The 13,267-nt window shown below is 58.2% G+C and carries 14 protein-coding genes; 8 read left to right on the top strand and 6 right to left on the bottom strand.

What is annotated here, in order from left to right; translation table 11 throughout:
- Positions 1-190: 190 nt before the first annotated feature.
- The 4 genes from GOV80_RS14470 to GOV80_RS14485 all read right to left on the bottom strand — a co-directional run bounded on the left by GOV80_RS14470 (position 191) and on the right by GOV80_RS14485 (position 5,556).
- Positions 191-1,996: an ABC transporter ATP-binding protein gene (locus GOV80_RS14470; protein WP_170785769.1), complete on the bottom strand. Its 1,806-nt coding sequence runs from the start codon at positions 1,994-1,996 to the stop codon at positions 191-193.
- Between the two features lies 1 nt (position 1,997).
- Complete coding sequence (locus GOV80_RS14475) at positions 1,998-2,927, bottom strand: ABC transporter permease subunit (RefSeq protein WP_170785771.1); 930 nt, start codon at positions 2,925-2,927, stop codon at positions 1,998-2,000.
- Positions 2,928-2,937: 10 nt separating this feature from the next.
- A complete protein-coding gene (gene oppB, locus GOV80_RS14480) occupies positions 2,938-3,861 on the bottom strand; it encodes an oligopeptide ABC transporter permease OppB (protein WP_170773326.1) in 924 nt (307 codons plus the stop codon).
- A 66-nt stretch (positions 3,862-3,927) separates the two neighbouring features.
- Positions 3,928-5,556 (bottom strand): peptide ABC transporter substrate-binding protein, encoded by a 1,629-nt coding sequence (locus tag GOV80_RS14485; protein ID WP_170785773.1) that lies wholly within the window; start codon positions 5,554-5,556, stop codon positions 3,928-3,930.
- Between the two features lie 531 nt (positions 5,557-6,087).
- Between GOV80_RS14485 and queC the strand changes: the two genes are divergently transcribed.
- The 8 genes from queC to GOV80_RS14525 all read left to right on the top strand — a co-directional run bounded on the left by queC (position 6,088) and on the right by GOV80_RS14525 (position 12,421).
- Complete coding sequence (gene queC / locus GOV80_RS14490; protein ID WP_170773330.1) at positions 6,088-6,789, top strand: 7-cyano-7-deazaguanine synthase QueC; 702 nt, start codon at positions 6,088-6,090, stop codon at positions 6,787-6,789.
- Positions 6,789-7,142: a 6-carboxytetrahydropterin synthase QueD gene (queD, locus tag GOV80_RS14495; RefSeq protein WP_170773332.1), complete on the top strand. Its 354-nt coding sequence runs from the start codon at positions 6,789-6,791 to the stop codon at positions 7,140-7,142. The genes queC and queD overlap by 1 nt, the downstream gene beginning before the upstream one ends.
- On the top strand, positions 7,139-7,849 hold the full coding sequence (gene queE, locus GOV80_RS14500; protein WP_170785775.1) for a 7-carboxy-7-deazaguanine synthase QueE: 711 nt from the start codon (positions 7,139-7,141) through the stop codon (positions 7,847-7,849). The genes queD and queE overlap by 4 nt, the downstream gene beginning before the upstream one ends.
- A 20-nt stretch (positions 7,850-7,869) precedes the next feature.
- Positions 7,870-8,331: a preQ(1) synthase gene (gene queF / locus GOV80_RS14505; protein ID WP_170785777.1), complete on the top strand. Its 462-nt coding sequence runs from the start codon at positions 7,870-7,872 to the stop codon at positions 8,329-8,331.
- Positions 8,332-8,465: 134 nt separating this feature from the next.
- The gene (locus tag GOV80_RS14510) at positions 8,466-9,386 is read left to right on the top strand and encodes a cytochrome ubiquinol oxidase subunit II (protein WP_336510164.1); all 921 of its coding nucleotides are present in this window, start codon (positions 8,466-8,468) and stop codon (positions 9,384-9,386) included.
- Entirely contained in the window at positions 9,383-11,473 is a 2,091-nt protein-coding gene (locus GOV80_RS14515; RefSeq protein WP_170785778.1) for a cbb3-type cytochrome c oxidase subunit I, read from the top strand. Before GOV80_RS14510 ends, GOV80_RS14515 begins: the two co-directional genes overlap by 4 nt.
- The gene (locus GOV80_RS14520; RefSeq protein ID WP_170785780.1) at positions 11,470-12,102 is read left to right on the top strand and encodes a cytochrome c oxidase subunit 3; all 633 of its coding nucleotides are present in this window, start codon (positions 11,470-11,472) and stop codon (positions 12,100-12,102) included. Before GOV80_RS14515 ends, GOV80_RS14520 begins: the two co-directional genes overlap by 4 nt.
- On the top strand, positions 12,095-12,421 hold the full coding sequence (locus GOV80_RS14525; protein ID WP_237215853.1) for a cytochrome o ubiquinol oxidase subunit IV: 327 nt from the start codon (positions 12,095-12,097) through the stop codon (positions 12,419-12,421). The genes GOV80_RS14520 and GOV80_RS14525 overlap by 8 nt, the downstream gene beginning before the upstream one ends.
- Before the next feature lie 20 nt (positions 12,422-12,441).
- Here GOV80_RS14525 and GOV80_RS14530 read toward each other — a convergent pair whose 3' ends face one another.
- A complete protein-coding gene (locus GOV80_RS14530; protein ID WP_170773343.1) occupies positions 12,442-12,804 on the bottom strand; it encodes a fluoride efflux transporter FluC in 363 nt (120 codons plus the stop codon).
- A complete protein-coding gene (locus GOV80_RS14535) occupies positions 12,801-13,205 on the bottom strand; it encodes a fluoride efflux transporter FluC (RefSeq protein ID WP_336510165.1) in 405 nt (134 codons plus the stop codon). Before GOV80_RS14535 ends, GOV80_RS14530 begins: the two co-directional genes overlap by 4 nt.
- Positions 13,206-13,267 lie beyond the last annotated feature (62 nt).

Raw genomic sequence — 13,267 nt, forward strand, 5'->3', positions numbered from 1 at the left:
GCCACTCAGACGGCAGGAAGTCAAAACGATCCGATGTCAAAGGTGCGCGCCGGGCGAATGAGTTCCAACGGTTTGGAAACAATCTTACTTATTTGAGTTAAACTAGTGCTGAATTATTAGTTAATCTTGCCTGCAAATTAAGCAGGGTTTGAATACGCCCGAAGTCAGCATTCTGACTTCGGGCCGGGTATCACCCATTGGCCATGATGGCATCCAACGGGTCGTGTTCGGCGACAAAGTGGTCAGGACGAACTTCGCTGAGGCTTGGAACATAGTCGGTCTCACCGGCAGACAACCGGCTGGGCAAAAAGCGCAGCGCGGCTTTGGGGTCCATGGGTGAGGGCAGCTCTCCTGGCAGCTTCAGCCGCTGACGGGTGCGTTCCACATCCGGGTCAGGGATCGGAACGGCCGAGATCAGCGACTTGGTGTAAGGATGGATCGGGTCCGAGCAGATCACCTCGCCATCGCCCAGCTCCACGATCCGACCCAGATACAACACCATGATCCGGTTCGAAACGGCGCGTACCACCGACAGATCGTGGCTGATGAAGATCATCGACAGACCGAACTCCTGCTGCAACTCGCGCAGCAATTCAACGATTTGCGCCTGAATGGACACGTCCAAGGCCGAGACTGCCTCGTCGCAGATGATCAGCTTGGGTTTGTTGATCATCGCGCGCGCGATGCCGACCCGTTGGTTCTGACCGCCTGACAACTCGTGCGGATAACGGTTGATCATGTTGGCATTCAGGCCCACACGTTCCATCATTTCGCTGACCATCTGCTTGCGCTCGCGGTCCGTCAGATCGGGGCGATAGGTCTTGAGCGGTTCGGCGATCGATGCCGAGATTGTCATGCGCGGGTCAAGGCTGGCCAGAGGGTCTTGAAAGACGATCTGCAAGTCCTTGCGGTACTTGTTCAACTCGGCGCGCTTCAGACCCACAATGGGGTGGCCCAACCAACTGACATTTCCACCGCTGGGTTCGATCAGTTGTAATACGGCGCGCGCCAGCGTGGACTTGCCGCAGCCGGATTCGCCCACAACGCCCAGAGTTTCACCCTTGCGGATGTCAAAGCTGACGCCATCGACAGCCTTGAGCGGCACTTTGCGGCCGAACAACCCGCCTTTGACGTTGATCGGGAAATGCACCTTGACGTCATCGACCATAAGCAGCGGTTCTTCGACCTTCTCCAACGCCTTGGGCGCATCGCCCGCATCAATGCGCGGCATCGCATCGAGGAGGGTGCGGGTATAGTCGTGCTGCGGGTCGCGGAAGATTTCGCGGGTGTCTCCGGCTTCGACAAATTCGCCCATGCGCATGACTTGAATGCGGTCGCACATACGGGCGACTACGCCCATATCATGGGTGATCAGGGCAATGGCGGTGCCTTCGTCCTTTTGCAGGCGCACCATCAGGTCCAGAATGTCGGCCTGAACGGTCACGTCCAGCGCCGTGGTGGGCTCATCCGCGATCAGCAGCTTGGGATTGCACAGCATCGACATGGCGATCATCACGCGTTGGCGCATCCCCCCGGACAATTCGTGGGGGAACTGGTCCAGTCGCCGCGCGGCCTCAGGGATACGGACGCGGTTCAGCCAATCCAGGCAGCGGGCCCGCGCCTTCGCGCCTTGCAACCCTTCATGCACCTGCAGAACCTCGCGCATTTGCTGGCCTATCCGAAGATGCGGGGTAAGTGCTGTCAACGGGTCCTGAAAGATCATGCCCACGTCAGAGCCACGGATCTTGTTCAGGCGGTTGATCGGCAGGTTCAGGATTTCGGTGCCGTTCAGAGTGGCCGACCCCAGCGCCCGTCCTGCGGGTGGCAGCAACCCCATCGCGGCCATAAAGGTCTGGCTTTTGCCCGACCCGCTTTCGCCCACGATGCCAAGGCATTCGCCGGGGTTAATGTCGAAACTGATGCCTTTGACGGCCTCGACCACGCCATCGGGGGTGTCGAACTGGACCTTCAGGTCTTTTACGGAAAACAGGCTCATATCAGCGATCCTTCGGGTCCAGAGCGTCACGCAGACCATCCCCGATGAAGAACATCGTGATGATGATGGCGACGTAGAAAGTCAGCGGGAACATCAATTGCCACAAGGTGCCATACCCCATGGTTCCGGCCCCTTCCGCGATCAAACGACCCAGCGAGGTGTAAGGTTCTGAAATCCCCAGCCCAAGGAACGAGATAAAGCTCTCGGTCAGGATCATTTCAGGCACCAGAAGCGAGGCATAGACGATCACAACGCCCAGCAAGTTGGGCAGGATATGGCGGTACATGATGGTAAATTCGCTGACACCTGCGGCGCGGGCGGCCTCGATGAACTCGCGGTTCTTCAGGGTCAGGGTCTGACCCCGTACAATCCGCGCCATGGTCAGCCAACCAACCGCACCAAGTGCGATGAACAGCATGAAGAAGGATCGACCCGCCACGACTAGCAGCAGAATAATCACCAAAGTTGCCGGGATCGCCAGCAAGATGTCGACAAAGCGCATCATGACGCTGTCGGTCCGGCCACCGATATAGCCGGCGGCGATGCCATAGCAGGTGCCAACGATCAGCGCTGTCGCTGCACCGATCAGACCGACCAGCAGCGATGTGGTGGTGGCCTGAATGACGCGGCTGTACAGATCGCGCCCCAAATCATCGACGCCAAAGAAATGGCCGGTTTCGACTGAGGGCATACCCATGCCCTGCACGTCACCCATAACGTTCCAGTCGATCTCTTCATTGTTCCAGACCGCAAAGTAGGGCCCGATAAGGGTGAACAGAACGATCAGCGCCAGAATGATTACGCTGGCCATCGCGGCCTTGTTGCGCACAAAACGCATCCGTGCGTCTTGCCACAGTGAACGCCCCTGAATGATCGTGTAATCGGTGATATCTTCGGCCAGATGGGCGGCTTTTTGAGATTTTCCAAGCATGTTTCGCCCCTTAGTACCGGATTTTCGGATCGAACCAGGCATAGGCCAGGTCGGTCAAAAGGTTCACGATGACGGTCAGCGCGCCATAGAGAATCGTGACCCCCAAGAGCACCGCATAGTCACGCGACAGGGCCGAGCCGACATAGGCTTGCCCCAGACCGCCGGTCGAGAAATAGATGTCAACGAAGACCGAACCCGTCAGAACATAGACGAAGACCGGTCCCAGATAGGACACCACCGGCAAAAGCGTCGGTTTCAGCGCATGGCGCCAGATCACGGTTCTGGTCGGCAGTCCTTTGGCCCGCGCGGTGCGGATGAAGTTCGAGTTCAGAACCTCGAGCATAGACGATCGTGTGATCCGCGCGATCGAGCCGATATATGAGGTCGCGAGCGCGATAACGGGCATGATCAGATATGGCCATTGCCCTCCGTTCCAGCCACCGCCCGGCAGCCAACCCAGCCAAAGGGTGAAGGTCAGGATCAGGATCGGGCCCATGATGAAGTTCGGCAGCGCCTGAGCTGCAATGCCCAGACCGACAGCGAAATAGTCGATCCAGCTATTGTGCTTGATGGCCGCCGCAATCCCCAGCCCCACACCAATCGTGGTGGCAAACAGGAACGACAGGGACCCATAGGTCAGTGAGATCGGGAAACCTTGGGCGATGATATCATTCACATCGCGATCCTTGAACTTGAAGGATGGCCCGAAATCGAAATGCACCACGATGTTATACAGATAGTCCCAAAGCTGCTTCCACAGCGGCTGGTCCAGCCCATAGCGTGCCTCGATATTGGCCAGAACCGCGGGCGGCAGGGGCCGTTCCGAGGTAAAGGGCCCACCGGGCGCGAAGTGCATCAGAAAGAAACTGGCGACGATCAGCAAAAGGATCGTCGGAACGGCGACCAATAGCCGCCGGATAATATAGGCAAGCATTTCATGCCCCCAATTATTGGCTGTGCCCCAAAGCGGTCCTTGGGGCACAGCGGGATCTAAAGGTGATTACTCGGCTGTTTTGTAGAGGTTTTTGGAGTACCAGTTCTGCTCTACGTTGTTGACCGGCCAGTTCCCCACATCGCTGTCCATCATATAGACGCCAGCATAGTGATAGATCGGGATGACGGGGGTCTCTTGCGCGATGATACGCTCGACCTCGGTATAAAGCGGCGCGGCATCGTCTGCGGTTTTGGCAGAGGCCAGCAGTTCATCAACTTTGGCGTTGTTGTACTTGCCGTCGTTATAGCCCGATTCGGACTGCAACAAGTCCAAGAAGGTCGAGGCTTCGTTATAGTCGCCACACCATGCGCCACGGGCCAGATCGAAGTTCTGGTTGCCGCGCTCTTCCAGGAACACTTTCCATTCCATGTTGGCCAGCTCGGCGTTCACGCCCAGTTTCTGTTTCCACATCTGGCTCAGCGCCACGGCAACTTTCTTGTGCGCTTCTGACGTGTTGTAGACCATCTCGAAGCTCAGCGGATTGTCTGCGCCATAACCAGCCTCGGCCAGCAGTTCTTTGGCCAGTTCGTCCCGTTCGGCTTGCGACATCGACGCCATTTCGACGTCCGGAACGGTGAAGCCTGCGGTTGCTTCGGGTGCGAAAGTATATGCCTGCGGCTGACCGCCTGCCATGATGTTCTCGGTGATGATCTTACGATCTACAGCAAGCGACAGGGCCTGACGGACATTCGGGTCTTTGAACGCTTCCGGACCACCTTCGGACAGGTTGAACGTGTAATAGTAGTTGCACAGACGCGGGAAGCTGATCGCCTCTTCCGGGTGCTCTTTTTGCAGGCGCGGGAACTGGCCTGCGGGCACTTCGGTGCGGTCCAGTTCACCGGCCAGATAGCGGGTCAGGGCCACGTTTTCGTCGTTGATGACCAAGGCCACGACTTTTTCGATAATCGTGTTGTCGTTGTCCCAGTACATCTCGTTGCGCTCGCGAACCGAGCGTTCCTGCGGCAGATGCTCGGTCAGAACATAAGCACCGTTCGACACGATGTTGCCGGGCTTGGTCCAGGCGTCGCCGAACTCCTCAATCACTTTCTGCGGGGCAGGGAAGGTGGTCGCATGCGTGGTCATCTGCGGGAAATAGGACAGCGGTGCGCTAAGCTTTACTTCCAGCGTGTGGTCGTCGATGGCTTTGACGGCCAGATCGTCAACCGGCTTTTCGCCTGCGATAATTTCAGACGCGTTCTCGATCGACATCAGCTCCATGTACCACGCATAGGGCGAGGACAGCGCGGGATCGACGGCACGTTTCCAGGCGTAAACGAAATCGCCAGCTGTAACCGGATCTCCATTGGACCATTTGGCATTGTCGCGCAGGGTGAAGGTATAGACGTCCTTGGCATCATTGGTGGTGAAGCTGGTGGCAACACCCGGCACCAGATTACCGTCTTCGTCCTGGTTCATCAGACCTTCGAACAGATCGCGGACGATCTCGGCGCCCGAAACATCCTCAACTACCTGCGGATCGACCGAGCTGTGCTCGTCCAGAATGCGATAGGTGAACGTCTGGTCATCGGCCAACGCTTCGCCCGTGGTCGGGTGGGTCCCGGCGGCAAAAGCCGCGCCGGTGATCATGGTCGAGGTCAGCAGACCTGCCAGAGATGTCCGAATATACTTGTTCATATTGTTAACTCCCGTTTTTTGAAGGCAAGGCGCACGCAGCCGATCAGGGTGGCCCGTTGCCACCTTGATTGCCCGACCAGAAAGCGGCCCGGAACAGGTTCAGATTTTGCTTTGTCAGATCGCAATGAACACCGCGTCACTGGGTTTCGGTTTGCAGTCAGGAATGTTGTTGCGAAAGTCGCCTTTCACTGGGGCAGACGTTGGCATTATTTCAAAAAAGGTTAAAGCCTTTGCCTGCAAATTAGGCAACCTTAGGTGGATTGTGAATGAAACCGAGAGGTCGCAGGCAATAAAATGGCGAAACTTCACGTGTTCTTGACACTTTCGTGAAGCGCGGGGCTTGGACTTGACCTGAAGTCTTTGCATTTCCCTCACGTCACCTGATCCAAAAATGCGAATCGCTCCTGAATCCATCTGTCCGTCTTGTGATCCGGCAATCAGGCGCTTGGGCCTTGGCACCGCGCACGACAGAGTATAACAGGGCGCATCCCGGTCGCAGCCTACCCGGGTATCAAAACAAGGGTTCAAAATATGAAAACGATCGTAATCTGCTCGGGCGGGCTGGATTCGGTATCTTTGGCGCATATGGTTGCGCAGGATCACGAATTGGCGGGCCTGATCTCTTTCGACTATGGCCAGCGTCACCGCAAAGAGCTGGACTATGCCGCGTTGTGTGCACAGCGCCTTGGCGTGTCTCATGACATCATCGACCTCCGCCCTGTGGGTGCGGTTCTGACCGGCTCGGCCCTGACCGATGATGTGGATGTGCCCGACGGGCATTATGCCGAGGACAGCATGAAAGTGACCGTGGTGCCCAACCGCAATGCCATCATGCTGACCGTCGCATTCGGTGCCGCCGCCGCCCGTGGTGCGGATGCTGTGGCCACTGCCGTGCATGGCGGGGATCACTTTATCTATCCCGATTGCCGCCCGGCCTTCACCGAGGCCTTTGAGGCGATGCAGAAACTGGCGCTTGATGGCTATGCCGATGTCTCGCTGTTCACGCCGTTCGTGCATCGCAGCAAGGCCGATATCGTGACCGAGGGCGCACGGGTGAACACCCCCTTCGCGCAGACATGGTCCTGCTACAAAGGCGGAGATCATCACTGCGGGCGCTGCGGCACCTGCGTGGAACGGCGCGAGGCGTTCCATCTGGCCGGCATCCCGGACCCGACCACCTATGACGACCCTGATTTCTGGGTGGCGGCCACGGCACAGAAGGAAAGCGCCTGATGTATCGGATCACCAAGGAATTCCACTTTTCTGCCTCGCACCAACTGACCCATCTGCCCGACGATCACCAATGCGCGCGGATGCACGGGCATAATTATGTGGTCGAGGTCGAACTGGCCGCCAAGGACCTGAACGCTGACGGGTTTGTCCGCGATTATGGCGAGCTGAAGCCGCTCAAGACCTATATCGACGAGACGTTTGATCATCGCCATCTGAACGATGTGATGAACATCCTGACCACGGCTGAAAACATGGCGCGTCATTTCTATGACTGGTGTGCTGCTCGTTGGCCGGAAACCGCCGCTGTGCGGGTCAGTGAGACGCCGAAAACATGGGCCGAGTATCGCCCATGACCCGCCTGCGCATTGCCGAGATTTTTGGCCCTACGATTCAGGGCGAAGGCGCGCTGATCGGGGAACCTACCGTGTTTGTGCGCACCGGCGGATGCGATTACCGGTGCAGCTGGTGCGATAGCCTGCACGCGGTTGATACTGCCTATCGTCATGACTGGGCGGCGATGACCACGGATGTAGTCTGGAGCCGGGTGTGCGATCTGTCAGGCGGGCGGCCTTTGACCGTGTCGCTGTCGGGTGGCAACCCGGCCATTCAGGACTTTGCCCCTCTGATCGCCAAGGGAAAGGTCGAAGGCTATCGGTTCGCCTGCGAGACGCAAGGTTCTATCGCAAAGCCGTGGTTCAGCGATCTGGATACGCTGGTCCTGAGCCCCAAACCGCCCTCTAGCGGGGAGACGGTGGATTGGGCAGCGTTCGACACCTGCCTGTTGGCTGCTGGAAACAGCCCCAAAACGGTTATGAAAATCGTGATCTTTGATGAACGCGATTATGACTGGGCCCGTGCCGCGGCGGATCGTTATCCTGCGCTGCCGCTGTACCTGCAACCGGGCAACGATACAGTCGATCCCACGCAGCCCTTCGATCCGCAAACCCTGTCGGATCGACTGCTATGGTTGGTCGAGAAAGTCACCGCAGATGGCTGGTTCACCCCTCGGGTGCTGCCTCAACTGCATGTCCTTTTGTGGGGCAACAAACGCGGGGTCTAAAACCCCATCAGGAGAAGACAATGGAAACCATCTACAGCGACCTGACCCAATTGGGCGGCAAAACCGAACTGCCCACCTCTCCCGAAACCGCCGAGCTGGAACGGGTGCAAAACCCGCAGGCCGATACCGACTATTGCGTGCGGTTCACCGCGCCCGAGTTCACCTCGCTGTGCCCGATGACGGGGCAGCCGGATTTTGCACATCTGGTGATCGACTATGTGCCCGGCGAATGGTTGGTGGAATCGAAGTCGCTCAAGCTGTTTCTGGGCTCGTTCCGCAATCACGGCGCGTTTCACGAAGATTGCACCGTGTCCATCGCGCGTCGTCTGGTCGATTTTCTTGACCCGCGCTGGCTACGGATCGGCGGGTACTGGTATCCGCGGGGCGGTATTCCGATTGATGTTTTCTGGCAGACGGGGGCCATACCCGAGCATGTCTGGATTCCCGATCAGGGCGTGCCGCCCTATCGTGGGCGCGGCTGACACCGCTCGCTTGGGTCGGGCGAAAATCCGACCCGAAAAAGCCTTGAGTAATCGTGTGACTCTGCCGATAGTTGACCCAGATATCGGTATAAGGGCTTTTGGGTGTGAGGTATTTCAGTTGGTCGCGAGTGCTCGTGCTGGTTGTGCTTGCACTTGTGTCCGCGCAATCCGTTTTTGCCAGCGACAGTTTTCTGGACCCGCAGGGGCCGATTGCGGCCGTGCAGAAAACCCATCTGCTGCGCGCGACGGCTCTGATCCTGATTGCTGTGATCCCGGTGTTGGTGCTGGTACCCCTGATCGCCTATCGCTATCGCCGTCGCCCCGACACCTCTGCCGCTTACCGACCCAAATGGGATTTCTCGGGGCCTCTGGAATTTGCTATGTGGGGTGTGCCGGTACTGATCGTGGCCATCCTGTCGTTCTACTTGTGGAAAGCGACGCATCGGCTTGATCCCTATGCCGCCCCGTTTGGAGGCCAACCCGCCCTGAACGTGCAGGTTGTGGGGCTCGACTGGAAATGGCTGTTCATCTACCCCGATCATGGCATCGCCAGCGTGGGAGAGTTCGGCATACCCGTGAACCAGCAGGTGGCCCTGACCTTGACGACCGATACGGTCATGCAATCCTTCATGATCCCGGCGCTGGCAGGGCAGATTTACGCGATGCCCGGCATGACATCCAAATTGCATCTGGTGGCCGACACCCCCCGGACCATGCAGGGCGAAAACACCCAATATAACGGCCGTGGGTTCACCAAGCAGAAATTCGTGACGCAAGCGATGCAACCGGGCGATTTTGAGGCCTGGGTCAACAGCGTCCGCACCCATGGCATTCCGCTGACCGATGAGACCTATCAAACATTGGCCATGCGCACCGACCGCGATGAGGTACAGGCCGCGTTGGGTACGCCGCTCATGCCGCTCAACGCGCTGTATTTCACGCTTGAGGAGGGGGATTTGTTCCACTCGATCCTGCACCGATATCACGGTGGGCAACCGCTACCGACAGATCAGCAACCCGGAACTGCAACCTATGGGCAGGAGGGTGCGCAATGACGTCGGAAGCAGGAGGGCTGATCGGGCGGTTAAGCTGGGACGCGTTCCCGATCGTAGGTCTGATCCAGACGCCGAACGCCAATGAGATTGTGGCGAATGCCGCCGCCGCCGTCGTGCTGGTCGGGGTTGTTGTCGTTGTAGGGCTGCTGACATGGTTCCGCCTGTGGGGGCCCTTGTGGCGTGATTGGCTGACCAGTGCGGATCATAAGAAAATCGGCATCATGTACATCGTCTTTGCCATTGTCATGCTGGCGCGTGGAGTGTTGGAGGGCGTCGTTATGCGCGCCCAGCAAGCTGCGGGCCCGGGGGACGGTTTTCTTGAGGCCGAACATTTCGCCGAGCTTTTCAGTACCCATGGCACGATCATGGTGTTCTTTGTGGCGGTGCCCTTTGTGTTTGGCGTCGCGAACTTTCTAATCCCTTTGATGATCGGCGCACGCGATGTTGCCTTTCCGGTCATGAACCAGATCAGCCTGGGTCTGACGGTTTCTGCCGGGATGATGCTGATGGTCTCGCTGGTCGTGGGTGCGTTCTCGACCGGAGGGTGGACGGCCTATCCGCCTTATACCGGTGCCGCGTTCAATCCGGGCGTCGGGCCGGATTACTGGATTTGGGCCATTGTCGTATCGGGGATCGGCACCACCCTGACAGGGATCAACTTTGCGGTGACGATCTACAAGCTGCGGGCGCCGGGTATGACCTTCATGCGGCTGCCGATGTATTGCTGGACGATCATTTGCAGTTCAATCCTGATCGTCTTTGCAATGCCTCCTTTGGGTGTGGCCGCTTTGATGCTGGCGGCTGACCGGTATCTGGATTTCCACTTTTTCACCAATGACCTTGGCGGCAACATGATGAACTACGCCAATCTTTTCTGGTTGTTCGGCCACCCCGAGGTCTATCTGCTGGTTCTGCCCGCCTACGGGATCTATTCCGAGATTTTCGCCACCTTCTCGGCCAAACGGCTATACGGGTACAACTCGCTGGTCATTGCGACCATGTCGATTGCGATTATGTCCTTTACGGTCTGGCTGCACCATTTCTTTACCATGGGGCAAAGCGCGCTGATCAATGCGGTTTTCGGCATCGCCACAATGCTGATCGCCATCCCGACCGGCGTGAAAGTCTATGACTGGATGGCGACGCTGTTTCGCGGGCGCATCCGGTTTTCGGTGCCGATGCTCTATGGTCTGGCGTTCCTGATGCTCTTTGTGATCGGAGGGCTGTCGGGTGTCATTCTTGCCAATCCGACCATCGACTATCAGGTGCACAATACTCTGTTCTTGGTGGCGCATTTCCACAATGTGCTACTGCCGGGGGTGCTGTTCGGGCTGTTGGCCGGGTATAACTATTGGTTCCCCAAGGCCTTCGGATTTCGCCTGAACGAAACATGGGGCCGGATCTCGGTGGTCCTGTGGACGGTCGGGTTCATGCTGACCTTCCTGCCGCTTTATTTCGTGGGACTGATGGGGATGCCGCGCCGGTCGTTCAGTTGGGAAGACCCCAGCTTTCACCCTTATATGATCGTGGCTGCCCTGGGCTCGCTGGTCATTCTGGCCGCACTTCTGTCGGTTGTCGCGCAGTTGTGGGTCAGTATCAAACAGCGTGAAACCACACGCGTTCCTGTCGGGGACCCATGGGACGCGCGCACGTTGGAATGGTCCATCCCGGCCCCGCCGCCGCCCTATAATTTCGCCGTTATCCCGCAGGTGACAGACCGTGACGACTTTGCCGAAGCGAAAGAGCAGGGTGCGGCCTATCCAACGCCGGATGCCTACGAGGATATCCTGCTGCCGCGCAACACAAGCATCGGTTTCATCCTCTGCGTGCTCAGCGGGGTGTGGATGTTCGCACTTGTCTGGTGGATCTGGTGGCTGGCGGCGCTGACTACCGGTCTTATGCTCGTGTCCTTCATCGCCTGGACGTTCAGAACCGATACCGAAGAGGTCATCCCAGCCGAACAGGTGCGCAAGGAACACGAGGCTTGGCTGGATCTGGTCCGCGCAGCGACCCCCGTTGACCGCGATCACGAATACGCGCCGGAAAATCGCGGCCTTGCCCGCCCCGATCTGGAGGCGGCGACATGAAGCGCGCGCCCACCCACAGCTATCCTGGCCTGAACCTTGGTCGCCGCCACCCCGGCGCGGACAAAGCCACCGAGGTCGTCTCGTTCGGGTTCTGGGTCTTTCTGATGAGCGATCTGGTCTATTTCGGCCTGATGTTCGCCATCTACATCACCATGATCGACGCGCAGGCTGGTGGCCCCGGTCCGCATGAGCTGTTCGATCTGACCAGTATTTTCGCCCAGACGTTGATCCTGCTGACCAGCAGCCTGACGGTCGGGCTGGCAATGCTGGCTCTGAAATACAACCTGCCACGATCCCGCATCGTGATGTGGTTTGGGATAACGCTGGTCCTTGGCCTCAGCTTTTTGGTGCTTGAACTGCGCGACTTCATGGCGATGGCGGAAAAGGGCGGAGTACCCCAGCGCAGTGGATTCCTGTCGGCATTCTACGGGTTGGTCCCGCTACACGGGCTGCATGTTGCGGCGGGGTGTCTGTGGTTGGTCGTGCTTGGCATACAGCTGCGCGTCTTTGGCCTGACCGATGTGCTGATGTCCCGCGTTGTGCGTCTGGCGCTGTTTTGGCACTTTCTCGACCTGATCTGGATCGGCATCATCACTATCGTCTACTTCGGAGGGCTGACCTATGGATAACCTCACCGAGATGCACCGGCGCGAACGCAGACGCTATGTTGTCGGTTACGGCGGTTCATTGGTGCTGACGCTGATCGTTTTCATCATTGCCTATGTGTTCGGCATTAAAACCACGGGCGTCTACCTGACGATTGGTCTGTTGGGCCTGGCCCAACTGATCGTGCAACTGGTGTATTTCCTGCATATTGATCGCCGCCGCAGCAGCCGCGAGGATTTGGACTTGGTGCTGTTTTCAACGCTTGTCCTTTTGATCATCATCGTGGGCACGGTCTGGATCATGGGCAATCTGTCGATGCGGATGCATACCTATCCGATGTAACTTGCCGGGGCCGCGATCGGTCACTGCGTCAGCCACATTCCCAATACAACCGCCCCCCAACAAAGGGCAAGGCTGAACGCGATGTTGCCAGCGGCCAACACAAGGGTGCGTTCTCGTTTCAGGTCCAGCGTTTGATAGGCAAAGCTAGAAAACGTGGTGAAGCCGCCGCAGAATCCGAATACCAGTCGCCGCGCCTCCTCCCCCATCTCGACTGGCCCGCCGAGAACCCCTATCCAAAGCCCCAGCAACAGGCTGCCCAGCACGTTCACAAACAGCGTTGCAATCGGCAGATCGTGCCGCAGCCGCAAGGCGATCCAATGGCGCAGAACCGCTCCCAACCCTCCGCCGAGGCCAAAGATGGCGTGCAGATAGGCTTCGGTCATCTGGCCCCCTTCACGCCGTGAACGCGCCGCCCGACTGCCTCACCCAACAGGGCTGCGGCAAGGCCAAAGACAATCTCGGACGTGGCAACATAGACCGCGCCCCATGGGCTAGTTGAGGCGATCGCGGCCAGATCGGCCACGAAAGAGGAAAAGGTGGACAGCCCGCCGCAAAACCCCACAGCTCCCAGATGCAATACATGCGCATGAACCCGGTGCCGGATGGAATAGAGCCAGCCTAGAACGAAACAGGCAAGAACATTGATCCCGAAGGTCGTCGTTACGGCCAAGATACTGGGCAGCGGGACCGACAACCCTTCACGCAGCAGCGAACCTGCCGCGCCGCCGACAAAAACGGCAAGGAACATGCGCCCAATGTTGGGTTGAAGTTTGCTATCAGTCACAGACCCTGCCCAGTTCTTTGTGCCTATCGGCATACCCACTGGCTGGGGACGGATCAACCATC

The organism is Ruegeria lacuscaerulensis, assembly GCF_013034685.1.
GTDB lineage: Bacteria > Pseudomonadota > Alphaproteobacteria > Rhodobacterales > Rhodobacteraceae > Ruegeria > Ruegeria lacuscaerulensis_B.

Coding starts and splice junctions, on each gene's coding strand:
- GOV80_RS14520 (WP_170785780.1), top strand. CDS start 11,470: ATGAAGCGCGCGCCCACCCACAGCTATCCTGGCCTGAACCTTGGTCGC.
- GOV80_RS14515 (WP_170785778.1), top strand. CDS start 9,383: ATGACGTCGGAAGCAGGAGGGCTGATCGGGCGGTTAAGCTGGGACGCG.
- GOV80_RS14525 (WP_237215853.1), top strand. CDS start 12,095: ATGGATAACCTCACCGAGATGCACCGGCGCGAACGCAGACGCTATGTT.
- queC (WP_170773330.1), top strand. CDS start 6,088: ATGAAAACGATCGTAATCTGCTCGGGCGGGCTGGATTCGGTATCTTTG.
- GOV80_RS14530 (WP_170773343.1), bottom strand. CDS start 12,804: ATGACCGAAGCCTATCTGCACGCCATCTTTGGCCTCGGCGGAGGGTTG.
- queE (WP_170785775.1), top strand. CDS start 7,139: ATGACCCGCCTGCGCATTGCCGAGATTTTTGGCCCTACGATTCAGGGC.
- oppB (WP_170773326.1), bottom strand. CDS start 3,861: ATGCTTGCCTATATTATCCGGCGGCTATTGGTCGCCGTTCCGACGATC.
- GOV80_RS14470 (WP_170785769.1), bottom strand. CDS start 1,996: ATGAGCCTGTTTTCCGTAAAAGACCTGAAGGTCCAGTTCGACACCCCC.
- GOV80_RS14485 (WP_170785773.1), bottom strand. CDS start 5,556: ATGAACAAGTATATTCGGACATCTCTGGCAGGTCTGCTGACCTCGACC.
- queD (WP_170773332.1), top strand. CDS start 6,789: ATGTATCGGATCACCAAGGAATTCCACTTTTCTGCCTCGCACCAACTG.
- queF (WP_170785777.1), top strand. CDS start 7,870: ATGGAAACCATCTACAGCGACCTGACCCAATTGGGCGGCAAAACCGAA.
- GOV80_RS14475 (WP_170785771.1), bottom strand. CDS start 2,927: ATGCTTGGAAAATCTCAAAAAGCCGCCCATCTGGCCGAAGATATCACC.